This window comes from Aquabacterium sp. (genome assembly GCF_041909175.1).
Lineage (GTDB): Bacteria > Pseudomonadota > Gammaproteobacteria > Burkholderiales > Burkholderiaceae_C > Aquabacterium.
On the sequence record NZ_JAYRDZ010000001.1, the window covers coordinates 367,752 to 393,869 of the forward strand.

Genomic DNA, 26,118 nt, shown 5'->3' on the forward strand with positions numbered 1-26,118 from the left:
GTCCTCGATCCTTCGCGGGGTGTCCGCGAAGCCCTACTTTACGCCAGTTTGCCTTCGGGCAAATGTTTCCCAACGGTTTCAGTTGGGGCGGCTGCAGTACGCCTGGCTAGCAGTCGGCGACGATCACGTTCAGACGCACCAGGGCCGGGAACAATGGCCACATCCTTCAGGTCCAGCGACTGGCCATCTGCCGAACGCATGCCCATGGGCGCCACCTCCTGTCCTGTAGCGATCTCGACCACGCGGGTGGGGGAACCATTCGGGTGCTCTTCGTAGCGATCACCCCACTGTGCCAGCGCGACCAGAGCCGGGAACAAGTCCCGGCCTTTGGGCGTCAGGCGGTAGTCAAGCGCCTTGCCGATCCGCTCGCTGTGGGTGTATGAGCCGGTGATGTTCGGTGCCTTGCGCCCGATGTTGTCAGGGCTGCCGCCCGAGGTGGTGACCGAGGTCGAGGCGCTGTATGGCCAGGGAAATGCCATGCTGGACCCCGGCATGGCGGGCACGGACGTGTGGATTGAGCGCTTCATCGACTACTGGAACCGCCCGGGTACTTGGCAAGCCATGCCGGACAAAGCCAAGCAACTGACGCGAGCGGTGTCCTGGAAGATGTTCAAGGAGGTCTGGATGATCTCTCATGAGCCCGAGGCCTTTGCGCACTACACCTTCGACGTGCCCCTGACCCTGGTGCGAGGTGAGCGGACCACCGCAGCCGCAGCGGCCATCGTTGATCAACTGGCGGCCGTCAATCCGGCTGCGCAGGTGGACACGCTGGAGGGCACCGGGCACATGGGCATCATCACGCACCCCGACAAGGTGGCAGCCAGCCTAGCGCAGCACTGGCAGCGCGTGGTCTGATCAGGGCAAGGTGCGGCGGTCGCGCCCTTGCTTGGCGTAATACGCCCGCTTGGTGTCGTACATCTGTTCATCGGCGCGGTGCAGCACCGCCTCGAGGCGTTCCTGCCCCTGACTGGTGGCCCGGCCGATCGACAGGCTCATGGGGGTGCTGCCGGCGTTGAACTGGTTGTTGAGCGCCTGCAACTCCAGCAGTTGCTCGACCAACGCTTCGCAGCCGCGCTCATCCACCCCGGGCAGCAGGATCGCAAATTCGTCGCCACCGATGCGTGAGGCTGTGGCAGGCAACTCAACGGCCTTGCGCAGCACTTCGCCAACCCGGCGCAGCAAGGCATCGCCACCGGCGTGCCCGACGTCGTCATTGATGGACTTGAGGTCATTCACATCCACCACCAGCACGCTCACAGGCCATGGCCCCCTGCGCTCTAGCCGATTGACTTCGTCGCCAAAAAAAGAGCGGTTGCGCAGGCCGGTCAGGGCATCATGGCGGCCCAGGTATTCGAGATAGGCTTCGGCTTTCTTGCGCGCGGTGATGTCGGTCAAGGAAATCAGCACCCGGTCCCACCGGTCCTCATGTCCTGGCAGTACCGAAAACTGCATGTAGACATTCACGGGCTCGCCATCGAGGGCGTAGTTGAGCACTTCACGCTGCTGGAACAGCTTGTCCTGCCACAAGTCGATCAGCTGCTCGGCGAAGTGCTGGCGCATGTCGCCCCTGAAGACATGTTCGAGGTTGGACAGCAGGGTGGGCTTGTCCTTGGCCCGGAACATGTTGAGTGTCTGTTGGTTGACGTCGAGCACACGTATTTCCTGCATGCAGCGCACGATGAAGTCCGGGTGCACATCTAGGAACACACGGAAGTCTTCGACGCCTTGCGCACGCACCTCGCTCAGCAGGTCGCGGATGACCGAGAAGTCTTCCACCCACAGTGAGACGGGCGAATGCTCGAACAGACCCTTGGCGTAGCGCTCGCTCGCACGCAGCGCAGTTTCGGCGCGCGTGCGGTCTGTCATGTCTTCGATGGCCAACAGCACGCGGTCCCAGTTGTCTTCATGACCAGGCAGGATGCTGGCCTTGAGCGAGATGCTCAGGCGCTTGCCGCTCAGGCTGTAGTTGACGGTCTGGCTGGTGAAGTGGGTCTGACCATCCCACAGCTGGCACAACTCCGAAATGTGTTGGTCGAGCATGTCATCTCGCAGCACCTTGTCGAGGTTGCCGACGAGGTCTTCGAGATCCCGCGCCTCGAAGAGATCCAGTGTGCGGCGGTTCACGCGCAGCACCTTGATGCAGCGCGAACACTCTTCCACCCGACCAGGGTGCTCGTGCAGGTAGCTGTGCAGGTCGGTGACGCCTTGTTCGCGCAGTCGCTCGAAAAGCGCTTTCAGTGCGCTGTAGTCCTCCAGCCAGAGCGAAACAGGCGCCAGCTCGAACATGTCGGCATACAGGTCAACCACGGTACAACTTCCTTGGGATCACGGGAGCCGTCATTCTGACACTCGCTTGTTGTCAGAGTGTGAAGTCGTAATCAATCGTCAGCGGCGCATGGTCGCTGAACCACTGCGCCTTGTAGACCGCCGCCTGGCGCGCGGTTTCTGCCAGTGCCGGCGTAGCCAGGTGGTAGTCGATGCGCCACCCCACGTTCTTGGCGCGCGCCTGGCCTCGGTTGCTCCACCACGTGTAGCACTCGTCGGTGGTGCCCGGGTGCAGGTGGCGGTAGACGTCAATCAGGCGGGTGTTGCCTGCCGGGTCCAGCAGGCGCGTCATCCAGGCGCGTTCTTCCGGCAGGAAGCCGCTGTTTTTGAGGTTGCCCTTCCAGTTTTTCAGGTCCGCCTCCTGGTGGGCGATGTTGACGTCGCCGATCAGGATGAATTCGCGCTCGCCACGCAGTCGGGCCAGATGCGGCTCGACGATGTCCAGAAAGCGGTACTTGGCTTCCTGGCGCTCTTCGCTGCTGGAACCGCTGGGAAAGTAGCAGCTGATCAGGGACAGCTTGCGCCCTGGCTTGTCGAAGCGCAGCTCCACATAGCGGCCCTCGGGGTCGAATTCGCCACTCGGGTCGTTGCCGCCCAGGCCGATGATCACGTCAGAGGGCTCGTGACGGGTGTACAGGCCCACGCCCGAATAGCCCTTTTTCTCCGCATGGTGAAAGTGGCCTTGCATGCCGGCAAAGGCCTTCAGGGGCTCGGGCATGTCATCGACATGCACCTTGAGTTCCTGCACACCCATACAATCGGCGGACATGGATTCGGCCCAGGGTACGAGCCCCTTGGTGGCAGCCGAGCGGATGCCGTTGAGGTTGAGGGACACGAGTCGAAACACGAGACAACACCATCATCATGAGCAACACCCCTTCCCGTAACGACACGCTGGCCCAGGATTTCGTGGCCTTTGCGGTGCAGTCCAAGGTGCTGCGGTTTGGAGAATTCAAGACCAAGGCGGGGCGGCTGTCGCCCTATTTCTTCAACGCCGGCTTGTTCGACGACGGCGCCAAGCTGGGCCGTCTGGCTGAATTCTATGCACGTCGCCTGGTTGAGTCAGGTTTGCAGTTCGACATGCTGTTCGGCCCCGCCTACAAGGGCATCACCCTGGCGGCTGCCGTGTCGATCGAGTTGGCGCGCCTGGGTTACAACAAGCCGTTCGCCTACAACCGCAAGGAAGCCAAGGACCATGGCGAAGGCGGCACCCTGGTGGGTGCCCCTGTGCAAGGCCGGGTGCTGATCATTGACGACGTGATCTCGGCAGGTACGTCCGTGCGCGAGTCGATCGACCTGATTGCCAAGGCCGGCGCCACGCCCTTTGGTGTGGCCATTGCACTGGATCGTCAGGAAAAAGCCACGCTGGACGGCGCTGACTGTGACGAAAGCGCGGTTCAGCAGGTAGAACAGCGTTACCACTTGCCGGTTGTCTCCATTGCGACATTGGCTGACCTGTTGCAATATCTGAAAACCGAATCCGATCCGGCTCTGGCTGCGTTCCACCCCGCCGTGCTGGCTTACCGTCAACGATACGGCGTGTGATACGTTGTTGAGCTTGAAGCTTCGCTGTAACCATTCTGCTGCCATGCCGTTGCCGTCCACCACCAAAATGTCCGTTTTCCCAGGCAACCCCTCGTCGGGTTGGGGGGGCGGCGCGCGCGTGGCGCTGCTGGTGTCCGGTTTGCTGCTGGCGCATGCGGCCGAGGCAACGATCTATTCCTGTGTGGATGCGCAAGGGCATCGGCACACCTCCGATCGCCCGATTCCAGAGTGTCTGGACCGCGGGCAGCAAATGCTCAACCGCGATGGGTCATTGCGTCAGGCCGTGCCGCCGCGCATGAGCCCCGAAGAGCGGGCCGTTCAAGACGAGCGAGATCGTCAGAAATCCGTCGCTGACGCCGCGCAAAAGGATGCGGTGCGCCGTGACCGCAACCTCATGATGCGCTTCCCCAACGAGGCCGCTCATACCAAGGCGCGAGAGGCTGCGCTCGATGATGTGCGGCGTGCCATTGCCATCTCCGAGAAGCGCATCAGCGAGTTGCAGGCCGAGCGGAAGTCTCTCAACGAGGAAGCAGAGTTCTTCAAGGACAAGAACCTGCCGATCAAGTTGCGTATCCGTCGCGAAAGCAACGAGGCGCAACAGCAGGCCCAGCGCGATGCCATCGACAACCAGAAGGCCGAGATGGTGCGCGTCAACAGCCTGTACGACGCCGAGCTGGCCCGCTTGAAGAAGCTGTGGGCTGGCGCGGCGCCGGGTTTCACGGTGCTGCCGTCGGCGGGGCCGTCTGCCAGCCCCGCCACCGACCTCAGCCGGCCAGCTTCTTCTTCAGCAGGTCGTTGACCGTGGCCGGGTTGGCCTTGCCCTTGGTGGCCTTCATGGCCTGACCGACGAGGGCGTTGAACGCCTTGTCCTTGCCGGCGCGGAACTCTTCCACCGACTTCTGGTTGGCCGCGAGGATGTCGTCGAGGATCTTTTCCAGCTCACCCGTGTCGCTCATTTGCTTGAGGCCCTTGGCCTCGATGACCGCGTCCACGCGGGCCAGGTCTTCACCACTGCCTTCGCCGCTCCACAAGGCCTCAAACACCTGCTTGGCGCCATTGTTCGAGATCGTGCCATCAGCGATGCGCGAGATCATGGCGGCCAGCAAGGTGGCCGTGATCGGGCTGGCTTCGATGGTCTGCTCACTGGCGTTCAGGCGGCGCGACACTTCACCCATCAGCCAGTTCGACACCAGCTTCGGCTGGCCGCAGGCCTTGGCGCCCGCCTCGAAGAAGGCGCCGAAGGCCTTCGACTGGGTCATCATGGTCGCGTCGTAGTCGGGCAGTCCGTAGTCCTTCACGAAACGCTCGGCCATCACGCGGGGCAGTTCGGGCATCTCGCCGCGCACGCGCTCTACCCATTCCGGCTCGATCACCAGCGGGGGCAGATCGGGGTCCGGGAAGTAGCGGTAGTCGTGCGCATCTTCCTTGGTGCGCATGGCGCGGGTCTCGCCCGTGTCCGGGTTGAACAGGATGGTGGCCTGCTGGATGGCGCGGCCATCTTCCAGCTCGTCGATCTGCCAGTTGATTTCGTAATCGGTGGCCTGAACGATGTGCTTGAAGCTGTTGAGGTTCTTGATCTCGCGGCGGGTGCCCAGCGGCGCACCCGGGCGGCGCACCGACACGTTCACGTCGCAGCGGAAGGAGCCTTCCTGCATGTTGCCGTCGCAGATGCCCAGCCACACCACCAGGGTGTGCAGCGCACGGGCGTATTCCGCCGCTTCGGCGCTCGAGCGGATGTCCGGCTCGGTCACGATTTCCAGCAGCGGGGTGCCGGCGCGGTTCAGGTCGATGCCCGAAGACTTCTCGCCGTTGAAACCGCTGAAATCATCGTGCAGCGACTTGCCGGCGTCTTCTTCCAGGTGGGCGCGTACCAGGCGCACCGTGAAAGGCTTGTCGCCCACGAAGAAACTCACCGAACCGCCTTGCACGACCGGGATCTCGTACTGGCTGATCTGGTAGCCCTTGGGCAGGTCAGGGTAGAAGTAGTTCTTGCGCGCAAAGATCGAGCGCGGGGCCACATGGGCGCCCACCGCCAGACCAAACGCGATGGCGCGCGACACCGCGCCGCGGTTCATGACCGGCAGGGTGCCAGGCAGGGCCATGTCCACCGGGCAGGCCTGGGTGTTGGGCTCGGCGCCGAACAGGGTCGATGCGCCGGAGAAGATCTTGGACTGGGTCGACAGCTGGACGTGGGTTTCCAGACCGATGACGACCTCGTAGCCGCGGATGAGGGCAGGGGTGCTCATGATTGCTTCGGGGTGCGTTGGTGCCAGTCGGTGACTTGCTGGAAGGCGTGGGCGGCGTGCAGCAGCGTGCCTTCCTGCCAGTAGTTGCCGATCAGCTGCAAGCCGACGGGCAGGTCGTGCTCGCCCAGGCCCGCGGGCACGCTCATGCCGGGCAGGCCGGCCAGCGAGGCGGGCAGGGTGAAGATGTCGGCGAGGTACTCGGCCACCGGGTCGGCCTGATGGCCCTCATCGGCAGCGATCGGGCGTGCCACGGTGGGCGACACCGGCCCGGCGATCACGTCGCAGACCTGGAAGGCTGCCTGGAAGTCGTCCGCAATCATGCGGCGCAGCTTCTGGGCCTGCAGGTAGTAGGCGTCGTAGTAGCCGTGCGAGAGCACATAGGTGCCAATCATGATCCGGCGCTTGACCTCGGCGCCAAAGCCTTCGGCGCGGGTCTTGCGGTACATGTCGTTGAGGTCGCTGTACTTCTTTGCGCGGTGGCCAAACTTGACGCCGTCATAGCGGCTCAGGTTGGATGAGGCCTCTGCCGGCGCAATGATGTAGTACACCGGGATGGACAACTCGGTGCGCGGCAGGCTGATGTCGACCAGCGTGGCGCCGAGTTGCTCGAACTGGGCCAGGGCAGCGCGCGTGGCGCTTTGCACGCCAGCGGCCACGCCTTCACCGAAGAACTCGCGTGGCACGCCAATGCGCAGGCCCTTGAGCGGCTGCTCGGCCGAGGCACCTTCGCGCTGGGCGTGGAGGGCCGCTACAAAGTCGGGCACCGCTTGCTGGGCGCTGGTGGCGTCGCGCTCGTCGAAACCGCTCATGGCTTGCAGCAGCAAGGCGCAATCTTCGGCGGTGCGGGCCATCGGGCCAGCCTGGTCGAGCGAGGAGGCAAAGGCGATCATGCCGTAGCGCGAGCAGCGGCCATAAGTGGGCTTGATGCCGGTGATGCCGGTCAGCGCGGCCGGTTGACGGATCGAGCCGCCCGTGTCGGTACCGGTGGCACCAGGCACCAGGCGGGCCGCCACGGCCACGGCCGAACCACCCGACGAGCCACCCGGAATGCGGTGGGTATCCCAGGGGTTGCGGGCCACCTGGTACGCCGAGTTTTCGTTGGCGCCGCCCATGGCGAATTCGTCGCAGTTGAGCTTGCCGATCGTCACGGTGCCGGCCGCCTTCAGGCGGGCCACCACGGTGGCGTCAAACGGGCTCTTGTAGCCTTCGAGCATCTTCGATGCAGCCGTCGTCGGGTGGTCCTGCGTGACGAAGATGTCCTTGTGGGCCAGCGGAATGCCGTCCAGCGGGCCCAGAGCCTGTCCGGCGGCGCGGCGGGCGTCGGCCGCCGCGGCTTCCTTCAGTGCGGCTTCGGCATCCACATGCAGGAAGGCTCCGAGGTCGCGGTGGGCTTCGACGCGCTCGATGGCGTGGCGTGTCAGGGCCACGCTGGTGGTCTGGCCAGAGGCCAGTTGCTGGCTCATCTGGGCCAGCGTCAGGTCGTGCAGCGCGGTGCTCATTCAATCACCTTCGGAACAAGGAACAGGCCGCCATCCTGAGCCGGGGCATTGGCCATGTTGGCCTCGCGGTGGTTGGTTTCGGTCACGGTGTCTTCGCGCAGGCGCAGCGTCACATCCTCGATGGCAGACAGCGGCGTGTACAGCGGCTCGACGCCGGAGGTGTCCACTGCGCGCATCTTTTCGACGATGGCAAAAAAGTCATTCAGCTGGGTCAGCATCTCGGCCTGTTCGGTCCCGCTCAGTTCGAGTCGGGCCAGTTGGGCGATGCGGCTGACGTCATCAGAGGTCAGGGCCATGGTTTTTCCAGGGGTAAACAGGGTGTCGCGGCTACATTCCGAGACAGAAAGTGCCGGGGCTTGCGGTATTATCCTAGGTTATCCACAAGCAATGTCCTCGCAGCTGTTGTGAAGGGCCTTGCGGGACCGAATTTCTGAACCGCTGACGGCTGTTTCGGCCTGTCGGCGCATTTTGTTTTGGGGCCCTTTCAGGGGCTGGGCGGACCGGGCCATGCGGTCAATCAGCATGTGCGGAGTCGCTTCAGCCGGCCGAAAGGACCGACGGAGTTTCGTCGCATGGGCATGTTTCGCAAATATTTTTCCACGGACCTGGCAATTGACCTGGGTACCGCCAACACGCTGATCTACGTGCGTGACAAGGGCATCGTTCTTGACGAGCCCTCTGTGGTGTCGATCCGCCACGAAGGCGGGCCGAACGGCAAGAAGACCATCCAGGCGGTGGGGCAGGAAGCCAAGGCCATGCTGGGCAAGGTGCCCGGCAACATCGAGGCCATCCGCCCGATGAAGGACGGCGTGATCGCCGACTTCACGGTCACCGAGCAGATGCTCAAGCAGTTCATCAAGATGGTGCACCCGCGCTCGGTTCTGAAGCCGTCGCCACGCATCATCATCTGCGTGCCCTGCGGCTCGACCCAGGTGGAGCGCCGCGCCATCCGTGAATCGGCGCTCGGCGCCGGTGCCTCCGAGGTCTACCTGATCGAGGAACCCATGGCCGCTGCCATCGGTGCCGGTTTGCCGGTTTCCGAAGCCTCCGGCTCCATGGTCGTCGACATCGGTGGCGGTACCACCGAAGTGGGCGTGATCTCCCTGGGCGGCATGGTCTACAAGGGCTCGGTCCGCGTCGGCGGTGACAAGTTCGACGAAGCCATCATCAACTACATCCGCCGTAACTACGGCATGTTGATTGGTGAGCCCACCGCCGAAGCCATCAAGAAGGAAATCGGTTCGGCCTTCCCCGGCTCCGAAGTCAAGGAGATGGAAGTCAAGGGTCGCAACCTGTCGGAAGGCGTGCCCCGCAGCTTCACCATCTCGTCCAACGAGATCCTGGAAGCCCTGACCGACCCGCTCAACCAGATCGTCTCGGCGGTGAAGAACGCGCTGGAACAAACCCCGCCCGAGTTGGGTGCCGACATCGCCGAGCGCGGCATGATGCTGACCGGTGGTGGCGCCCTGCTGCGTGACCTGGACCGCCTGCTGGCCGAGGAAACCGGCCTGCCCGTGCTGGTGGCCGAAGACCCGCTGACCTGTGTGGTGCGTGGTTGCGGCATGGCCCTGGAGCGCATGGACCGCCTGGGTAGCATCTTCACATCGGAATAATCTTCAGTCGGTCTTCTGGAAGGGGCTGTGGTGAACACAGCCCTTTCACTTTGCGCGGGAGCGCAGCATGCCACTGGCCACCATTGACCGTACGCCACCGCCGTTTTTCAAGCAAGGCCCGTCAGCACTGACGCGGCTGATGTTCTTTGCTGCGCTGGCCGTGGTGCTGATGGTGGCCGACGTGAAGTGGCGTGTCACGCAGCCCCTGCGTGCCGTGATCGCCACCGCGCTGCAGCCTGCCCAGAGTGCCTTGCTGGCCCCGGTGAACTGGTGGGATCAGTCCGGGGGCTACCTGTCCGGCCTGCAGCAGGCCCAGGTTGATTTGCGCACAGCGCAGCGCCAGGCGGCCGCCCAGGAGGTTCGCATCATGCGGGCCGAACAACTGGAGCGTGAAAATGCCCGCTTGCGCGAGTTGCTGGGTTTGCGTCCGCGCATCCAGGTTCGCTCGCAGGCCGCCGAGGTGCTGTATGACGCGCCAGACCCCTACACACGCAAGGTGGTGATCGACCAGGGCAACACACAGGGTGTCTTTCTGGGTTCGCCCGTGATCGATGGCGCGGGTGTGCTGGGGCAGGTGACCCGTGTCTATCCGCTGACCTCGGAGGTGACCCTGGTCACCGACAAGGATGCGGCCGTGCCGGTGGTCAATGTGCGTACCCAGCAGCGCGGTGTGGCCTATGGCCTGCCGCAGAGCGGCGGTATGGAGTTGCGTTTCATGGCGGCCAATGCCGATGTGCAAGCCGGTGACGAGCTCCAGACATCCGGGCTGGACGGGGTGTATCCCGCAGGCTTGCCCGTGGCCAAGGTGTTGCGTGTCGATCGCCGTGCGGATTCGGCTTTTGCCCGTATCTGGTTGACACCGCGGGCGCAGCCCGACGGCGCTCGGCACGTGCTCTTGCTGACGCCCGTGTCAGAACATCTGCCGCCGCGTCCGGTGGATGCTGCTGTGGCCGCCTCGGCGCCCGCGTCGGCTGCAGCCCATCCGGCCCATCATGCATCGGGGGCCCAACCATGATGCCGCGTGGCAATCAATTGCTGCTGCCGGTGAACCCGGTGTTCATCTGGTTCAGTCTGCTGGTGGCGTTTGCGCTGAATCTGGTGCCGCTGGGCCGCATCGTCGGCATGCCGGACTTCCTGGCTGTGGCGCTGGTGTTCTGGAATGTGCATCAGCCACGGCGTGTGGGTGTGGGCACGGCCTTTGTGTTCGGCCTGTTCATGGATGTGCATCACGGTGCCTTGCTGGGTCAGCATGCGCTGGCCTATACCCTTTTGAGTTACGGCGCCATCGCGGTGCACCGTCGCCTGCTGTGGTTCACCGTGGGGTCCCAGGCGCTGCAGATCCTGCCGCTGTTCATGGCGTCGCACGCCGTCATGCTGCTGGTTCGCCTGATCGCGGGCGCCGGCTTTCCGGGGTGGGGGCTGATTCTGTCGCCGCTGATCGAGGCTGCCCTGTGGCCGGTGGCGAGCGTGGTCTTGCTGGCGCCGCAGCGCCGGGCACCTGACCGCGACAAGAATCGCCCGCTCTGACCGGGAGCAGGTGAGGCATGACCGAACTCAAGAACCTGGAACAGGAGCTGTCGCGCTTCCGGCTTCGGCTGTGGGTGGCGGCGGGGTTCGTGCTGTTCTGTTTCGGCTTGCTGGTGTTCCGGCTGTTCGTCTTGCAGGTGGTCCGCCATGATGATCTGGCCACGCAGGCTGAAAACAACCGCATTGCGGTGGTGCCTATCGTGCCCAACCGTGGGCTGATCGTGGACCGCAACGGCGTGGTGCTGGCCAACAACTATTCGGCCTACACGCTGGAGATCACCCCCTCCAAGGTCGAGGACGTCGAGGCCACCATCAATGAGCTGGCCAAGCTGGTCGACATCGCACCCCGTGACCGCCGCCGCTTCAAGCGCCTGCGCGAAGAGTCCAAGAGCTTCGAGTCCATCCCGATCCGCACGCGCCTGTCCGATGTCGAGGTGGCCCGCTTCACGGCACAGCGCTTCCGCTTCCCCGGTGTCGATATCCGCGCCCGGCTGTTCCGCCACTATCCCTATGGTGAGCTGGCCTCCCATGTGCTGGGCTACATCGGCCGCATCAACCAGCGTGAAAAGGAAGCCATGGAAGACTGGCCGGATGAAGACCAGGCCAACTACCGCGGCACGGACTACATCGGCAAGCTGGGCATCGAGCAGAGCTACGAGCGCGAGCTCCATGGGTTGACCGGGGTTGAAGAGGTCGAAACCAGTGCGGGCGGCCGGGCTGTGCGGCGCCTGAGCTCCCATCCGGCGACGCCGGGCAACACGGTGCACCTGGCCATCGACATCAAGCTGCAAGGCCTCATCGAGCGCCTGTTCGGCAAGCGCCGAGGTGCGCTGGTGGCCATCGATCCACGCAATGGCGAGGTGCTCGCTTTCGTGAGCAAGCCGACCTTCGATCCGAACCTGTTCGTCGATGGCATCGACACCGAGAACTGGAAAGAGCTCAACGAGTCAGCTGACAAGCCCTTGCTCAACCGGGCCTTGCGCGGCACCTATCCGCCCGGGTCGACCTACAAGCCCTTCATGGCCCTGGCTGCGCTGAACACCAACAAGCGCAACCCCAACACCATCATCATGGACAATGGGGTGTTCAATTTTGGCGGACACCAGTTCCGCAGCCCGGAGAACGAGCGCGGTGGCGCGATGAACATGCGCCGCGCCATCGTCGAGTCGAGCAATGTGTATTTCTACTCCCTGGCCAACGACCTGGGCGTCGACCTGATCCACGATCAGAACGAGCCCCTGGGTTTTGGGCGTTTGACGGGCATCGACCTCAAGGGCGAAGTCACGGGGATCCTGCCTTCCACCGACTGGAAGCGACGTACCTACCGTCGTCCTGAGCAAAAGAAGTGGTACGCAGGCGAGACCATTTCGCTGGGCATTGGCCAGGGTTACAACAACTTCACCATCTTGCAGATCGCCACCGCCTTGTCCACCCTGGCAGCCGACGGTCAGCGCTTCCAGCCCCGCGTGGTGCGGGAGATCGAAGATGTGGTGACCCGTCAACGCCGCGTGGTGTCCAGCCAGGCTCTGGCGCCACTGGTCTACAACCCCGAGCACACCGCCTTTGTGCGCGAGGCCATGCATGGCGTGACCGTTGAAGGTACCGGCACACGCGTGTTCGCGGGGGCCGGCTATCAGAGCGGCGGCAAGACCGGGACAGCGCAGGCGGTGGGCCTGAAGGCCGGCGAAAAGTACGTGGCGTCACGCATGGGCGAATACCAGCGTGACCACTCGCTGTATGAAGCCTTTGCCCCCATCGATCACCCGCGCATCGCCTTGGCGATCATTGTGGAAAACGCCGGCTTCGGCGCCCAGGCCGCAGCGCCCATCGCGCGTCGCGTGCTGGACTATGTGCTGATGGGTGAATATCCCAGCGAAGAGGACATCGCGGCCGTGCAGGTCGGTCAGGCGACGGCACCGATCGGTGTGCGTCGACGGGTTGAAGATGTGCCTTTGCCCACCATGGCCGACTCCTATGGCAATGACATACCGGTGGGCCCCGCGGTGTTGCCGAATGCGGCTGCTGCCGGTGCCAGTGCACCGGCCCGCTCTGCGTCTGGCGTGGCGGTGCCGTCGTCGGCGCCGTCGCGACCATCCGCGCCAGCCTCGGGCGTGGCCTCGTCGCCGATGGCCGTGGCCTCGCGAGCGCGTGTCCTGCAACCCGCTGCATCACAGGTGCGACCATGAATGTGGCCTTCGAAAAACCTTCGCTATGGCAGCGCATCGGGCCGGTCTTTCAGGGTTTCGATCTGCCCCTGCTCGTGATCACCACGGTCATGTGCATGATCGGCCTGATCACCATGTACTCGGTCGGTTATGACAGCGGCACCCGTTTTGGTGACCAGAGCCGCAACGTCATGCTGGCCTACGTGGTGCTGTTCGCGGTGGCGCAGATACCGCCTCAACGCCTGATGACGCTGGCTGTACCCATCTACACGCTGGGCATCGCCTTGTTGCTGGCAACGGCCGTGTTCGGTATCACGAAGAAGGGGGCGACCCGCTGGTTGTATGTCGGTACGGTGATCCAGCCTTCCGAGATCCTCAAGATTGCGACCCCCCTGATGCTGGCCTGGTGGTTCCAGCGCCGTGAAGGGCAGTTGCGTGTGGTCGACTTTCTCGCAGCGGGTGGACTGCTGCTGCTGCCCGTGGGGCTCATCATCAAGCAGCCTGATCTGGGCACGGCGGTGCTGGTCCTGTCGGCCGGCTTGTATGTGATCTTCTTTGCCGGTTTGAGTTGGCGCCTGATCATCCCCGTCGTGCTGGTCGGTGCCGTGGCCATCGCTGCGATCGTCGGCTATGAAGAGCGACTGTGTCAGCCAGACGTGACCTGGATCGGCCTGCACGAATATCAAAAGAACCGTGTCTGTACCTTGCTGGATCCGACAACAGACCCGCTGGGCAAAGGCTTTCACATCATCCAGGGCATGATCGCCATTGGTTCGGGGGGCGTCTTCGGCAAGGGCTTCATGCAGGGTACGCAGACCCACCTGGAATTCATCCCGGAACGCACGACCGACTTCGTCTTCGCGGCGTTTTCAGAAGAGCAGGGCCTGGTCGGCTGCCTGGTGCTGGTCGCAGGGTTTCTGGCGCTGATCGTGCGGGGCCTGATGATCGCGTCGCAGGCCCCCACGCTTTTTTCCCGGCTTCTGGCTGGCGCGCTGTCGCTGAGCTTTTTCACCTATGCCTTCGTCAACATGGGCATGGTCAGTGGCATCCTGCCCGTGGTGGGTGTGCCGCTGCCGTTCATCAGCTATGGCGGTACAGCCATGGTGACGCTGGGCCTGGCGCTGGGTATGCTCATGTCGATTTCCCGCAGTCGGGGCCTGATGCAGCGTTGAGGCCTTGGGCTAGCCCCCACTTTCCGGAGCACATAGAAGATGGATGCGCATGCACAAACCGTGGGTCGGGAACACAGCCCAGTCGATCGTTTGCTGATGGCTGCCGACGCCGCTTTGCGTACGGTGTTTGCCGACCACGCTGCGGCGCGACCCTGTCCCCAGGCGCCGATTGAAACCCCGGCCCTGTCCGACGCGGACAAGCGGGAGGCGATTGCCCTCATGCGGGTCAACCACGTCGGCGAGGTGTGCGCGCAGGCGCTCTATGCGTCACAAGGGCTGGGGACCACAGACCCGGTCTTGCGTGCGCAATTCGAGGCAGCCGCGCGAGACGAAACAGACCACCTGGCCTGGACCGAACAGCGTTTGCGCGAACTTGGCGGCCGCACCAGCTTGCTCAACCCTCTGTGGTTTGCCGGCTCTTTTGCGATTGGTCTCGTGGCCGCGCGGGCGGGCGACCAGATCAGTCTGGGTTTCGTCAATGAAACCGAGCGGCAGGTCGAGTCTCACCTGACATCGCACTTGCGCCGCCTTCCGGCGGACGACCACGCGTCGCGCGCCATCGTCGAGCAGATGCGCGCAGACGAAGTCCAGCATGCAGACGCAGCGATGGCCGCGGGTGGCGTCGTGCTGCCGGCTCCTGTGCGCGGACTCATGCGCGCGGTCGCCAAGGTCATGACGACCACTGCACATTACATCTGATCAGGCCGCGACGATCTCGAAGCTGGTCGTGATCTCGGCTGTCTTGCCGATCATGATGCTGGCCGAGCAGTATTTGTCGTGCGACATCTGGATGGCGCGTTGCACGGCGGTGTCCGGCAGGTTCACCCCGGTCACGATGAAGTGCATGTTCACCTTGGTGAACACCTTGGGGTCGGTTTCGGCGCGATCGGCCGTGATCTTGACCTGGCAGCCTCGCACATCGTGGCGACCTCGCTTGAGGATCAGTACCACGTCATAGGCGGTGCAGCCGCCCGTGCCTGCCAGCACCGTTTCCATGGGGCGAGGGGCCAGGTTGCGGCCACCGCCATCAGGCGCGCCGTCCATCATCAGAACGTGGCCGCTGCCGGTTTCAGCCATGAAGGCCATGCCCGCCGAGGGCTGCCAGTGGATGGTGCATTCCATGCCGGATCTCCAGTAAAACGTATGAGAAGTGTGACGAAATTGGCCCGCATTGTGCGGCAGTCCGAATTTCAAAGGGAAACCTTGTGGGGACATCCCGCCGACGATACAATTTGATACAGCAGGCGGGAACTTCTTGCCGGGCAAGAGGCTCTCACACCTGCTTGTTTCGTTTGTCTACTCCACTCCACCAGTTGATGGCGGATTCCAGCCCAAGCCTCTGGCTTGGGCCATTTTTTTGCCGACATACTTTGGGATGTGAGTGCTTGCACTCGCGGTGACCATCAAGGCTGCTGCTTGAGCGCATCAGCGCTGGCTTGAGCTTTGGCGGCCATCTCCTCGCGCAGGCGACGCAGCTTCTCGCGCGGATCTTCCTTGGGGCCACCGCCTTCGCTGAGCTTCATTTCGACAATGAAGCGGCTCGGAATGGCCTGCACGAACTCTCGGCCTTTCTTGCGGCGCTTGAGGGTGCTGACCACCAGCGTCAGACGCGCGCGGGTGATGCCCACGTACATCAGGCGACGCTCTTCTTCCAGTCGCTCAGGCGTCATCTCTTCTTCTTCGTTGTTGAAGGGCAGGGAGCCTTCATTCACCCCGGCCAGCACCACGTGGGGCCACTCCAGGCCCTTGGAGGCGTGCAGCGTCGACAGCGTCACCACATTGGTTTCGCCGCCACGCTCTGCCAGGCTGGTGATCAACGAGATGGTCTGGGCCACGTCCAGCACGCTCTTGCGTTCGGATTCGGTGGTCATGCCGCCGTCATTCTCGATCTGGCCGCCGCAGCGGCGCGCAATCCAGTCGACAAAGTCCAGCACGTTGGTCCAGCGGGCTGCCGCGATCTTTTCGTTGTCTTCACCTTCGTACAGGTGCTGTTCGTAGCCGATCTCCTTGAGCCACTCCAGCAGCATGACCTTGGCGTCTTCGGTGCCCGTGGTGTGGCGTGCCTTGTACTGCAGGTCATTCACATAGCGGCCGAACTCGTGCAGCGAGCCGATGGCCCGTGCATTCAAGGAGGCCGACAGGGAGTCCGAGAACAACGCCTCGAACAGGCTGATCTTCCACTTCCCGGCGAATTCACCGAGCGCACCCAGTGTCTGGTGCCCGATGCCCCGCTTGGGTGTCGTGACGGCACGCAGGAACGCCGGGTCGTCGTCCTCGTTGACCAGCAGGCGCAACCACGCGCACAGGTCCTTGATTTCGGCCTTGTCAAAGAAGCTCTGGCCGCCAGACACCTTGTAGGGTATGTTGGCGCGACGCAGGGCCTGTTCGAACTGGCGGGCCTGGAAATTGGCGCGATAGAGGATGGCGAAATCGCTCCATTGCGTGGCACCACTGGCCCCGTTGCCTCCGGCATGCAAGGCTTGCAGACGGGCCACGGCTCGTTCTGCCTCGTGTTCTTCGTTGTCGCACTCCACCACGCGCACGGGCTCACCCTCGCCCAGGTCGCTCCACAGCGTCTTCTGGTACAGCTTGGGGTTGAGCGCGATCACATGGTTGGCGGCGCGCAGGATGGCACTCGTGGAGCGGTAGTTCTGCTCCAGCGGGATCACCTTCAGATTCGGGTAGTCCTGCGGCAGGCGCTTGAGGTTCTCGATGGTGGCGCCGCGCCAGCCATAGATGGACTGGTCATCATCCCCCACGGCCGTGAAGATGCCCTGTTGCCCGACCAGCAGCTTGAGCATCTCGTACTGCGTGGCGTTGGTGTCCTGGTATTCGTCAATCAGCACGTGCTGCAGGTTGCGCTGCCACTTGGCGCGTACCGCAGCGTGGTCCTGCAGCAGCTTCATCGACAGGCCGATCAGGTCATCGAAGTCGACGGCCTGATAGGCCAGCAGCCGCTCTTCATAGAGGCGCATCACCCGGGCGCAGATGAGTTCATCGTCGGTGGCGACCTGGGCTTCCGCCTGACTGCTGTTGAGGCCCTGGTTCTTCCACAGGCTGATGGTCCATTGCCAGTGGCGCGCCTGCTTGGCGTCGGTCGTGCCGCCTGCATCGCGCAGGATACTGAGCACGTCATCGCTGTCCAAAATCGAAAACTGGGGCTTGAGGCCCAGGGCTTCGCCATCTTCGCGCAACAGCTTCACGCCCAGCGAGTGGAAGGTGCAGATCAGCAGCTTGCCTGCCGCCCGCCCACCGATCAGCGCCTTGGCCCGTTCACGCATTTCAGCCGCGGCCTTGTTGGTGAAGGTGATGGCCGCAATCTGCTGCGGGGCCAGATCGGCACCCGGCCCGGGCTGCAGCAGGCGCGCAATTTTCTGGGTGATCACACGGGTCTTGCCGGACCCCGCTCCGGCCAGCACCAGGCAGGGGCTGTCGAGGTGCTGCACGGCCGCCATCTGGGCGGGGTTGAGCGTGGATGGTGGGGCTGAAGAATGCGCTGCGGACATCGGTGAACCAGGTGATGGCCTAGGGAAGTTCCGGGGGAAAAACCCCGATTCTCGGGGGACACGAGGCTGCAAGCATAGTGCACACTGCCTCCGATAAATGGGGTTCGGTATGTCGCGCCCCACACAGTCGAACAAGAATCGGAGACCGGATGATGACGAAAACCGCTTGGCAGTGGGCAGCAGGCGCCGTTCTGGCGATGGGCAGTCACTGGGCTGGTGCCGTCACCACGGGCGACACCTACACCTACCGGTTCGACACCTTCTTCGATACATCTACCGCATCCCTCTACGATACCAAGACCCTGGCCTACTCCGTGGCCACGCTGTCCATCACCGACATCGACGGCGGGGTTCAGTTGACATGGAGCGAGGTCGCCAACGCTTTTCCTGCGGCCGCCTCATCGGGGTTGACCTTGTTGAATGCCTTGTGGCTCAACGGCGTCTGGGGCACGGTGTCGACCAGTTCCAATGTCACCCTGTCGGTGACCACGGGCGGCTCCAGCACCCCCATCCTGCTTGACGGGGGCTACACCTACAACGGTGTCATCCGGCTGACGGGTTCCGGCATCGCCGAAGGCAGTTCGGCCACTTTCAAGATTCTGGGAAGTGGCGTGAGCGCCAGCAGCTTTGCCAGCACGCTCAATGTCCCGATGATCCAGCTCGATGGCGCCGGCAGCCCTTATGCGACGGCATCCTCTGCCAAGGTCCATTTCCTGGGTACCCTGGTGTCATCCCCTGCGGTGCCCGAGCCTGGCACGATGGCGCTCATGTCTGTCGGCTTGCTGGCGGTGTGGCGCGGTGCCCGCCGACGCTGAAGGTTGCCAGATCCGTTGGTGAGGGTTTACCCCTCCTTTGGTCTAACCCTGTTACCATCCTGATACACAGCCCGTCTCCTTGCTTCACGCAGCAAGGGCGGCAGCCGTATCGGGAGTGAGTCAGTGAAGTGCTTTTCGGTGGTCAAAACAAGTGTGGCAGGTGCCCTGTTGGCGCTGGCCTCGCTGAGCGCTTCTGCAGAGACTTACACCTACAGCTTCAGCACGTTTTTTGATACGTCCACGGCGACCTTGGGCGACACCGCCACCTTGTCCTATTCCGTGGCAACCATGCAGGTCACCGATGTGGCCGGCGGGGTTCAGATTTCCTTGACGCAGTTGGTCAACTCCTTTGCGTCATTCACCAAAAATGGCACCACCGTGGACCAGATCTGGCTCAACGGTGAGTCCGGCACGGTATCTGGCTCCTTGGTGAGTGCGCGCTCTGGCTACTCGTATACGCCCATCGTGCTTGATGCGGGCAACACCTACAACTGGTCGGTGAAGCTGTCTGGTTCCGGCCTGTCCGAGGGGCAGACGACAACCTTCACCTTGTCGGGCAGCGGCCTCACGGCCGCCTCCTTGGTCTCGTCGGGTTACGCGCCCATGCTGGACCTGCTTGGCGTCGGTGGCATTTATGGCAGCAATGCCAACTCCAAAGTGCACTTCCTCGGTACGCTGGTGTCGACCCCGACGGTCCCGGAGCCCGATACCGTCGTGCTGGCGCTGGTCGGTGGCCTGGTGGTGGCCCTGGCGGCGCGGCGCCGCCAGAAGCGGCTCACAGCCCGCTGATGAAGTCGGCCACGATGCCTGCAAAGGCGTCGGGGCGCTCCACGGCGCTGAGGTGTGCGCAGTCCGCCAGCGTGACCATCTGTGAGCCCGCAATGCGGTGGCCCATGCCGATCGCCATGTCGACCGTGGTCGAGACATCCTGATCTCCTGCCACGATGAGGGTGGGCACCTTGATGTCCGACAGCCGATCGTGTGTATCGACATCCTTGATGGCCTGAGCGCAGGCGATGTAGCCGTCTGGGTCCGTGGCTTCCAGCAGACGCTGGTGGCGAGACACGGCGGCGGCCTGATGGCTGCGGAAGCTGTCCGTGAAAAAGCGCGCCATGGTGGCCGTGGCAACGGCGCCCAGTCCTTGTGCCGCAATGGTGTCGATGCGCTGCTGGAGGGCCTGTCGGGTCGCTTCGTCGTAGCGGCTGGTGGTGTTGGCCAGCACCAGTGCCTTGACCTTGTCCGGGTAACGCAAGGCCAGTTCCTGGCCGATCATGCCGCCCATCGACAGACCCACCCAGATCACGGGCTCGCCTGCCACTTCGTCGATCAGCCTGGCGGCGTCGGCTGCCAGATCGGCCATGCTCAGGGTGTCGGTCGTGGTCTGCGATCGCCCATGTCCGCGGGTGTCGGGGCAGATCACGCGGTACTCGCCTGACAGGGCATTGGCCACGATGTCCCACATCGCGCCATCCTGTCCCAGCGCATGGCTCAGCACCACCGTGTGGCGGGCATCGCCTTGGCGTGCGTCGCGCACGGTCGCGTGCAGCTTGGGTCGCGAGCGTGTGAAGACCGATCGGCCTACCCCCGGGTGCCAGGCATCCGTGGCAGGGTGAGGCGGGGGCTCGATGCCCAGTTCGCGCATGATGCCCAATGCCTTGGCGAAGCCTGTGTTGGCGGCGGGCACGCCGGCGTAAATGGCAATTTGAATCAGGGCCTCGCGCACCTCTTCCGGGGTCAAGGTGTGGGCGTTGCCCGGAGTCAGCGAGCCGCGCATGTGGATCTCGAATTCATCCCAGCGCCCCAGGGAGCAGGTCACCGCCATCACGATGATGCGGCGGATCTTCCAGTCCAGTCCGGGGCGCCCCCACACGCCATGCCAGGCGTAGTCCGTGATGAAGTGCTGGAATTCGGCGTTGAAGGCATTGGCCTTGGCCACCGACTTGTCCACCCAGGCATCGCCTAGGGCTGCGCGACGGTTGCGCATGCCGCGCTCGAAAGGATGGTCGAAAGGGTATTCAAGGGAGGATGGCATGGCAGCTTGGCAGTCGTGACGTTTGGATACCAGATTGTGCCGCGCTGAGCGTGCGCCGTGCGCGTCAGGCCTCGACCTCGTGTATGGTGCGGGCCATGCGACATCTCGCCCAACCCTCTTTGCGCCATATCCGGCAACGCACAGGCCTGGCTCTGTGCGTACTGGTCTTGCTGGTGCTGGGCGGCTGTGCTGCCGGGCCAGGGGGCGGTGGCAGCAAGTCCGGCACCACGGTGCCGACCGTGACGCGCACGGACCGCGATGGTCCGCCGGCGGTCGTGCCGGCAGACCTCATCAACCAGCCTGACCCTGAGCCCAAGGTGGAGCCCATCATCGCTGGCGGGCCGAACAAGCCTTATTCGGTACTGGGTCAGTCCTACTCGCCCATGGCATCCGATGTGGCTTGGAAGCAGCAGGGCAAGGCTTCCTGGTATGGCACCAAGTTCCACGGCAAGAAGACGTCCAGTGGCGAGCTCTACAGCCTTTATGGCCTGACAGCGGCACACCCCACCTTGCCCATCCCCAGTTACGTCAGGGTGCGCAATCTGGCCAATGGCAAAGAAGTCATTGTGCGGGTCAACGACCGCGGGCCTTTCCATTCAGACCGTGTGCTGGACCTGAGCTATGCAGCTGCGTTGAAGCTGGGCATCACTTCCGTGGGCAGTGCCCAGGTCGAGTTGCAGCGTTTGACGTTCGATGAAATCCGCAGTGGCGCATGGCGACGCACGCAACCCGCTGTCACCATGACCGCCGAGGCCGAGAAGCCGCCGCCTTTGCTGGCGGATGACCCGCTGGACAGCCTGGTTGCGCAGGCCAGTACCCGGCCCGTTGTGGGCAATGCCCCCGTGCCGGCGCCCGTGGCCGTTCGCGACGAGCCGTCGGCGCGCGCCTATACCCAGGCGGCCCGGGGTTTTTATGTTCAACTGGCCGCCCTGACCCGGCGCGAGGGTGTCGAAGAGCTCCAGCGACGTGTGCATGATGAGCTCACTGGACTGGCGCCCATGCTGGCGGTCTTCAAGGAGGCCGCGGTCTTCCGTCTTCAGATCGGGCCCTATGCCCGTCGCGAAGACGCTCAACATGCTGCGCACATGGTGCGCCAACATCTGTCCATTCAGCCTTCCGTGATCGAGCGCCGTTGATGCCGTATTTGGGTTTGATCTGCAATGCGATGGTCTGGGGGCTGTCGTGGTGGCCTCTGCGCCATCTTCAGAACTGGGGCCTGCACCCCTTGTGGGCCACCACCATCTTCTTTTGCCTGGGCACCGTGCTGGTGTCGTGGTGGAACCCGCGCGCATGGCTCATTGTGTGGCGCACGCCGGGGCTGTGGGCGCTGGCGCTGGCAGCTGGCGGCACCAACGCGGCCTTCAACTGGGCTGTCAGCGTGGGCGAGGTGGTGCGTGTCGTGCTGCTGTTCTATCTCATGCCGATCTGGGCCGTGATCCTGGCGCGCCTGGTGTTGCATGAACCCATCACGCGCTCCGCCATCGTTCGGGTGGGGCTGGCCCTGGCGGGTGCCTTGCTGGTGCTGAAGCCGGCTGGTGCACCCTGGCCGACCATCGAAGGGTTGCCGGATGTGCTGGCCCTGTGCGGAGGCTTTGGCTTCGCGCTCAACAACGTGCTGTTGCGCAAACAGGCGAAGCGAGAGGCTTCAGCTCGGGCGCTGGCCATGTTCATCGGTGGCATGCTGCTGCCGGGCGGGCTGGCCTGGACCTTGTCGCACATGGGCGTGATCACGCCTTGGCCGGCGTGGGACGTGCGATGGGTGATCGGTGCGCTGGCGCTGGGGCTGGCCGTGTTTGGTGCCAACCTGGCGCTGCAGTATGGCGCGGCCCGGGTGCCTGTGCACATCAGCTCGGTGGTCATGCTCACCGAAATTGTTTTTGCTTCGGGCTCTGCCGTGTGGCTGGCCGGCGAGGTGCTGACGCCGGCCATCTGGATGGGCGGTGGTCTCATCCTTCTGGCTGCCTTGCTGGCAGCCCGAGAGGAGCCCGAGGGCGCGTGACGCCCTCATGGCGCGACAGGTTCAGCTGCGCAGCTTGCGGCCGTGTTCGTGCACGGTATCGATCAGTACCGAGACGCTTTCCGGCGGGGTGAACTGGCTGATGCCGTGACCCAGGTTGAACACGTGGCCTGACTGCGCCGTGTGCTGGCCAAAGCTGTCCAGGGTGCGGATCGCCTCTGCCTGAATCTGTTCGGGCTGTGCAAACAGGACGGTCGGGTCCAGGTTGCCTTGCAGCGCAACGCGGTCCCCGACGAGGGCGCGTGCCTTGCCGAGGTTCATCGTCCAGTCCAGGCCGACCACGTCGCAGCCGGTGTCGGCAATCTCGTCGATCCACAGGCCGCCACCCTTCGTGAACACGATATGCGGGATGCGGTAACCGTTGTGCTCTTTCTTGAGTTGGCTCAGCACGCGGCGGGTGTAGGCCAGGCTGAAAGTCTGGAAGGCCCCGTCTGCCAGCACGCCGCCCCAGGAGTCGAACACCATCACGGCCTGCGCGCCGGCTTCGATCTGCGTGTTCAGGTACAGCGCGACCGAGTCGGCATTCACTTCCAGGATGCGGTGCATCAAGTCGGGGCGCTGGTACAACATGGACTTGACCAGGCGGTAGTCGTCCGAGCCGCCGCCTTCGACCATGTAGCAAGCCAGAGTCCAGGGGCTGCCCGAGAAGCCGATCAGTGGCACGCGGCCTCGGCCATCTGATTCCGTGAGTGCACTGCGGATGGTCCGAACGGCATCGAACACATAGTCCAACTTGGCCATGTCCGGCACTGCCAGCTTGGCAACGGCTGCTTCGTCCCGCACCGGGTGGGCGAATTTCGGGCCTTCGCCTGTGGCGAAGCTCAGCCCCAGGTTCATCGCATCGGGCACCGTCAGGATGTCGCTGAACAAAATGGCCGCATCCAGCGCATATCGGTCGAGCGGTTGCAGGGTCACCTCGCAGGCCAGTTGCGGATTGGTGGCCAACCCCATGAAGCTGCCAGCCTTTTCACGTGTGGCGCGGTATTCAGGCAGGTAGCGGCCAGCCTGTCGCATCAGCCACACGGGTGTGGTGTCAGTGGGCAGGCGCAGGCAGGCGCGCAGGAATCGGTCGTTGGCCAGCGGGGGCAGTGCTGGCGAGATGGCGGTCGTTTGGCTAGTCATGTAGAAGATTGTAGGCAGGTCCTGGGCGTTGCTGCAGTCGGCGGGGGATCCGCATTGCAACCCAATTCAGATGCCCTTGCTTTGACATTTGACATGGGGGGCTTGGCCTCAGTGCGGGTAACCGCGTATAATCTCGAGGCTTTGCCGGCGCCAGGGTCGGCGTTTTGCACCAGCGGGTACGGCCTCCACTCCAGTTTGGGCGGGGGCCGTGGTTCGAATGCCACCAAGCGAGTCACGATGCAGCCACCTCAGAGTTCGATGCCCCGAGGTCAGCAAGTGCGCGACGCGGCGGCATTTGATGATTCCGATTGGTGGCATGACGAAGACCCGCCCGTTCAGCCGCTGACGCGTGAAGAGGCGCAAGCCTTGATCGCCCGGCAACCTGCAGTTCCCATTGCGCGCCTTTTTCTGGCGCAGGTGGTGTGTGGGGTGCTTGTCGCGCTGGTCTGGGGTGGTGTGTCCGGCAGCCTGACTGCTGCTGTGTCTGCGCTGTATGGCGGTGCGGTGGCGATTGTGCCCAATGCCCTGATGGCGCGTGGGGTGCTGGGTAGTCGGGCAGGGCGCAGTGTATTTGGGCTTGTCTTCTGGGAATTCCTCAAGATGAGCCTGGCTGGCGCGATGCTGGCACTGGCACCGGTGTGGATCAAGCCCTTGAGCTGGCCCGCCTTGCTGGTGTCGCTGGTGTTGTGCCTGAAAGTATTTGGTGTGGCGCTGCTCTTGGGCAGGGCCACGAAAAAGATCTAGTTGAATTGATGAGTTTGCCGATGTCTGAAGCACAAGCCGCCACCGAAGTGGCTCATCACGCGCCAACCGCGGGTGAGTACATCAATCACCACCTGACCAGTTTCGGGAACAAGATGCACTCCGGCATCGTTGATTTCTCGGTCATCCACTATGACTCGGTCTTCTGGGCCTTGTTCATGGGTTTGGTGGGTCTGGTGTTCCTGTGGTCCGTGACGCGCAAGGCCACGTCGGGTGTGCCCAGCCGCACCCAGGCAGCCATCGAAATTCTGTTTGAAATGGTTGGCACCCAGGCCAAGTCCCTGGTGCACAACGAGGCGTCCCTGCGTTTTGTTGCACCGGTTGCCCTGACTGTCTTCATCTGGGTCTTCCTGATGAACGCCGTTGACTTCCTGCCGCTGGATCTGATCCCCAACGCCTGGGCCTTGATCTACGGCTCCATGGGTCACGATGCTCACCACGCTTACATGCGTCCGGTGGCCACAGGTGATCTGTCCATCACCATGGGCCTGTCGGTGGGCGTGTTGCTCCTGTGTCTGTACTACAACCTGAAGATCAAGGGTGTGGGTGGCTGGGCGCACGAACTCGTGTCGGCACCTTTCGGTTCCAGCAAGAACCCGCTGCTGGCTGTGGTCATGGGCATCATCAACTTCTCGATGCAGATGATCGAGTTTGCTGCCAAGACCATTTCGCACGGCATGCGGTTGTTCGGCAACATGTTCGCTGGCGAACTGATCTTCATGCTGATCGCCATGCTGGGTGGCGCCTACGCTGCGACGGGCTTCACCGCCGTGCTGTGGGGCGTTCACGTGGTGCTGGGGCTGGCCTGGACCTTGTTCCACGTGCTGGTCATCCCTCTGCAAGCATTCATCTTCATGATGTTGACGCTGGTGTACATCGGTCAGGCGCACGACGCGCACTGATGCTGGTAGCGGTTTTCTGAAGTCGTTTTCTTTCTGTTTGTTTTCTTTTTAATCTCACCTTTTAGGAGTGCATGATGGAAGTGTTTGGTAGCGTTGCTCTGGCTTGTGGTCTGATCATCGGTCTGGGTGCCCTGGGCGCCTGTATCGGTATCGCTCTGATGGGCGGCAAGTTTCTGGACGCCTGCGCCCGTCAGCCTGAACTGATGGACGGTCTGCAACCCAAGATGTTCCTGCTGGCTGGTCTGATCGACGCCGCTTTCATTATCGGTACCGGTGTTTCGCTCTGGTTCGCCACTTCGACCTTCCTGAAGTAATTCAATCAACCCCCTCTTGCCTACGCTTTGTGCGAACAGGCGAGTGTGAGTTGTTTGTCTGAGTATCAAGAAAGGTCCAAGCTGTGAACTTAACCGCAACATTCCTTGCGCAGCTGGCCGCGTTCTTCATCTTCGCGGGCTTGATGGCTAAGTTCGTCTGGCCGCCGATGATGAAGGCCCTGGACGATCGTGCCGAGAAAGTCCGTGCGGGTCTGGCTGCGGCCGACAAGGCCAAGGCTGACCAAGCCTCCGCTGAACAGCGCATGCAGCAGGAGCTGTCGCAGTCTCGTGAAGAGATCGCGAAGCGTCTGTCTGATGCTGAAAAGCGTGGTAGCACCCTGGTTGAAGACGCCAAGGCTCGTGCCAGCACCGAAGCCGCCAAGATCCTGGCTGACGCCAAGGCCGAAGCGGATCAGCTGGTCATCCAGGCCCGTGAAGCCCTGCGCGAGCAGGTCGCTGCGCTGGCCGTGAAGGGTGCCGAGCAGATCCTGCACCGTGAAGTCAACGCTCAGGTCCATGCTGACCTGCTGAGCCGACTGAAGACGGAGCTTTGATC

At 63.3% G+C, this 26,118-nt stretch carries 27 protein-coding genes; 17 read left to right on the plus strand and 10 right to left on the minus strand.

Going from position 1 to position 26,118, the window contains the following annotated elements; all coding sequences use genetic code 11:
* Positions 1-38: 38 nt before the first annotated feature.
* A complete protein-coding gene (locus ACE3PH_RS01600; RefSeq protein WP_374315816.1) occupies positions 39-479 on the minus strand; it encodes a winged helix-turn-helix transcriptional regulator in 441 nt (146 codons plus the stop codon).
* Here ACE3PH_RS01600 and ACE3PH_RS01605 point away from each other — a divergent pair.
* The gene (locus ACE3PH_RS01605) at positions 478-855 is read left to right on the plus strand and encodes an alpha/beta fold hydrolase (protein ID WP_374315818.1); all 378 of its coding nucleotides are present in this window, start codon (positions 478-480) and stop codon (positions 853-855) included. The genes ACE3PH_RS01600 and ACE3PH_RS01605 overlap by 2 nt on opposite strands.
* Here the strand turns inward: ACE3PH_RS01605 and ACE3PH_RS01610 are convergent, their stop codons facing one another.
* Both ACE3PH_RS01610 and ACE3PH_RS01615 read right to left on the minus strand, forming a co-directional pair.
* Entirely contained in the window at positions 856-2,286 is a 1,431-nt protein-coding gene (locus tag ACE3PH_RS01610) for a diguanylate cyclase domain-containing protein (RefSeq protein ID WP_374316223.1), read from the minus strand.
* Positions 2,287-2,359: 73 nt separating this feature from the next.
* On the minus strand, positions 2,360-3,172 hold the full coding sequence (locus ACE3PH_RS01615; RefSeq protein WP_374315820.1) for an exodeoxyribonuclease III: 813 nt from the start codon (positions 3,170-3,172) through the stop codon (positions 2,360-2,362).
* 17 nt (positions 3,173-3,189) lie between these two features.
* On the opposite strand from ACE3PH_RS01615, the gene pyrE reads away from it, so the two are divergent.
* Together pyrE and ACE3PH_RS01625 are read left to right on the plus strand one after the other, a co-directional pair.
* On the plus strand, positions 3,190-3,870 hold the full coding sequence (gene pyrE, locus ACE3PH_RS01620; RefSeq protein ID WP_374315822.1) for an orotate phosphoribosyltransferase: 681 nt from the start codon (positions 3,190-3,192) through the stop codon (positions 3,868-3,870).
* Between the two features lie 67 nt (positions 3,871-3,937).
* On the plus strand, positions 3,938-4,669 hold the full coding sequence (locus ACE3PH_RS01625) for a DUF4124 domain-containing protein (RefSeq protein WP_374315824.1): 732 nt from the start codon (positions 3,938-3,940) through the stop codon (positions 4,667-4,669).
* On the opposite strand, the gene gatB is transcribed toward ACE3PH_RS01625, so the two are convergent.
* Genes gatB through gatC form a run of 3 tightly spaced genes read right to left on the minus strand, consistent with a single transcriptional unit; the run spans position 4,635 to position 7,911 of the window.
* Positions 4,635-6,116 carry an Asp-tRNA(Asn)/Glu-tRNA(Gln) amidotransferase subunit GatB gene (gene gatB / locus ACE3PH_RS01630; RefSeq protein ID WP_374315826.1) on the minus strand — a complete coding sequence of 494 codons (1,482 nt, stop codon included), beginning with the start codon at positions 6,114-6,116 and terminating at the stop codon, positions 4,635-4,637. The two genes, ACE3PH_RS01625 and gatB, sit on opposite strands and share 35 nt — an antisense overlap.
* Positions 6,113-7,615 (minus strand): Asp-tRNA(Asn)/Glu-tRNA(Gln) amidotransferase subunit GatA, encoded by a 1,503-nt coding sequence (gene gatA / locus ACE3PH_RS01635; protein WP_374315827.1) that lies wholly within the window; start codon positions 7,613-7,615, stop codon positions 6,113-6,115. Before gatA ends, gatB begins: the two co-directional genes overlap by 4 nt.
* Positions 7,612-7,911: an Asp-tRNA(Asn)/Glu-tRNA(Gln) amidotransferase subunit GatC gene (gatC, locus tag ACE3PH_RS01640; RefSeq protein ID WP_374315829.1), complete on the minus strand. Its 300-nt coding sequence runs from the start codon at positions 7,909-7,911 to the stop codon at positions 7,612-7,614. The genes gatA and gatC overlap by 4 nt, the downstream gene beginning before the upstream one ends.
* 276 nt (positions 7,912-8,187) lie before the next feature.
* Here gatC and ACE3PH_RS01645 point away from each other — a divergent pair, with 276 nt between their 5' ends.
* The 6 genes from ACE3PH_RS01645 to coq7 all read left to right on the plus strand — a co-directional run bounded on the left by ACE3PH_RS01645 (position 8,188) and on the right by coq7 (position 14,791).
* On the plus strand, positions 8,188-9,228 hold the full coding sequence (locus tag ACE3PH_RS01645; RefSeq protein ID WP_374315831.1) for a rod shape-determining protein: 1,041 nt from the start codon (positions 8,188-8,190) through the stop codon (positions 9,226-9,228).
* Between the two features lie 67 nt (positions 9,229-9,295).
* On the plus strand, positions 9,296-10,243 hold the full coding sequence (gene mreC / locus ACE3PH_RS01650; RefSeq protein WP_374315833.1) for a rod shape-determining protein MreC: 948 nt from the start codon (positions 9,296-9,298) through the stop codon (positions 10,241-10,243).
* On the plus strand, positions 10,240-10,755 hold the full coding sequence (mreD, locus tag ACE3PH_RS01655; protein ID WP_374315835.1) for a rod shape-determining protein MreD: 516 nt from the start codon (positions 10,240-10,242) through the stop codon (positions 10,753-10,755). Before mreC ends, mreD begins: the two co-directional genes overlap by 4 nt.
* Positions 10,756-10,772: 17 nt before the next feature.
* Complete coding sequence (mrdA, locus tag ACE3PH_RS01660) at positions 10,773-12,941, plus strand: penicillin-binding protein 2 (protein ID WP_374315837.1); 2,169 nt, start codon at positions 10,773-10,775, stop codon at positions 12,939-12,941.
* Positions 12,938-14,092, plus strand: coding sequence for a rod shape-determining protein RodA (gene rodA / locus ACE3PH_RS01665; protein ID WP_374315839.1), 1,155 nt, complete (start codon positions 12,938-12,940; stop codon positions 14,090-14,092). The genes mrdA and rodA overlap by 4 nt, the downstream gene beginning before the upstream one ends.
* A 39-nt stretch (positions 14,093-14,131) precedes the next feature.
* A complete protein-coding gene (gene coq7 / locus ACE3PH_RS01670) occupies positions 14,132-14,791 on the plus strand; it encodes a 2-polyprenyl-3-methyl-6-methoxy-1,4-benzoquinone monooxygenase (protein WP_374315841.1) in 660 nt (219 codons plus the stop codon).
* Here coq7 and ACE3PH_RS01675 read toward each other — a convergent pair whose 3' ends face one another.
* Together ACE3PH_RS01675 and ACE3PH_RS01680 are read right to left on the minus strand one after the other, a co-directional pair.
* Positions 14,792-15,214, minus strand: a complete 423-nt coding sequence (locus ACE3PH_RS01675) for an OsmC family protein (RefSeq protein WP_374315843.1) — start codon at positions 15,212-15,214, stop codon at positions 14,792-14,794.
* A 281-nt stretch (positions 15,215-15,495) separates the two neighbouring features.
* A complete protein-coding gene (locus ACE3PH_RS01680) occupies positions 15,496-17,598 on the minus strand; it encodes an ATP-dependent helicase (RefSeq protein ID WP_374315845.1) in 2,103 nt (700 codons plus the stop codon).
* 149 nt (positions 17,599-17,747) lie between these two features.
* On the opposite strand from ACE3PH_RS01680, the gene ACE3PH_RS01685 reads away from it, so the two are divergent.
* Together ACE3PH_RS01685 and ACE3PH_RS01690 are read left to right on the plus strand one after the other, a co-directional pair.
* Complete coding sequence (locus ACE3PH_RS01685) at positions 17,748-18,413, plus strand: PEP-CTERM sorting domain-containing protein (RefSeq protein ID WP_374315847.1); 666 nt, start codon at positions 17,748-17,750, stop codon at positions 18,411-18,413.
* A gap of 123 nt (positions 18,414-18,536) precedes the next feature.
* Positions 18,537-19,202 (plus strand): PEP-CTERM sorting domain-containing protein, encoded by a 666-nt coding sequence (locus ACE3PH_RS01690; RefSeq protein WP_374315849.1) that lies wholly within the window; start codon positions 18,537-18,539, stop codon positions 19,200-19,202.
* On the opposite strand, the gene ACE3PH_RS01695 is transcribed toward ACE3PH_RS01690, so the two are convergent.
* Positions 19,189-20,445 (minus strand): alpha/beta fold hydrolase, encoded by a 1,257-nt coding sequence (locus ACE3PH_RS01695; protein WP_374315851.1) that lies wholly within the window; start codon positions 20,443-20,445, stop codon positions 19,189-19,191. The genes ACE3PH_RS01690 and ACE3PH_RS01695 overlap by 14 nt on opposite strands.
* A 95-nt stretch (positions 20,446-20,540) precedes the next feature.
* Between ACE3PH_RS01695 and ACE3PH_RS01700 the strand changes: the two genes are divergently transcribed.
* Both ACE3PH_RS01700 and ACE3PH_RS01705 read left to right on the plus strand, forming a co-directional pair.
* A complete protein-coding gene (locus ACE3PH_RS01700; RefSeq protein ID WP_374315853.1) occupies positions 20,541-21,581 on the plus strand; it encodes a septal ring lytic transglycosylase RlpA family protein in 1,041 nt (346 codons plus the stop codon).
* A complete protein-coding gene (locus ACE3PH_RS01705) occupies positions 21,581-22,444 on the plus strand; it encodes a DMT family transporter (RefSeq protein ID WP_374315856.1) in 864 nt (287 codons plus the stop codon). The genes ACE3PH_RS01700 and ACE3PH_RS01705 overlap by 1 nt, the downstream gene beginning before the upstream one ends.
* Positions 22,445-22,465: 21 nt before the next feature.
* Here ACE3PH_RS01705 and hemE read toward each other — a convergent pair whose 3' ends face one another.
* Complete coding sequence (gene hemE, locus ACE3PH_RS01710; protein WP_374315858.1) at positions 22,466-23,584, minus strand: uroporphyrinogen decarboxylase; 1,119 nt, start codon at positions 23,582-23,584, stop codon at positions 22,466-22,468.
* A gap of 258 nt (positions 23,585-23,842) precedes the next feature.
* On the opposite strand from hemE, the gene ACE3PH_RS01715 reads away from it, so the two are divergent.
* The 4 genes from ACE3PH_RS01715 (at position 23,843) to ACE3PH_RS01730 (ending at position 26,116) form a co-directional block, all read left to right on the plus strand.
* Entirely contained in the window at positions 23,843-24,328 is a 486-nt protein-coding gene (locus ACE3PH_RS01715) for an ATP synthase subunit I (RefSeq protein ID WP_374315860.1), read from the plus strand.
* 20 nt (positions 24,329-24,348) lie between these two features.
* Positions 24,349-25,248, plus strand: a complete 900-nt coding sequence (atpB, locus tag ACE3PH_RS01720) for a F0F1 ATP synthase subunit A (protein ID WP_374315862.1) — start codon at positions 24,349-24,351, stop codon at positions 25,246-25,248.
* A gap of 74 nt (positions 25,249-25,322) precedes the next feature.
* Positions 25,323-25,562 (plus strand): F0F1 ATP synthase subunit C, encoded by a 240-nt coding sequence (gene atpE, locus ACE3PH_RS01725; protein WP_374316225.1) that lies wholly within the window; start codon positions 25,323-25,325, stop codon positions 25,560-25,562.
* A gap of 83 nt (positions 25,563-25,645) precedes the next feature.
* A complete protein-coding gene (locus ACE3PH_RS01730) occupies positions 25,646-26,116 on the plus strand; it encodes a F0F1 ATP synthase subunit B (protein ID WP_374315864.1) in 471 nt (156 codons plus the stop codon).
* Positions 26,117-26,118 lie beyond the last annotated feature (2 nt).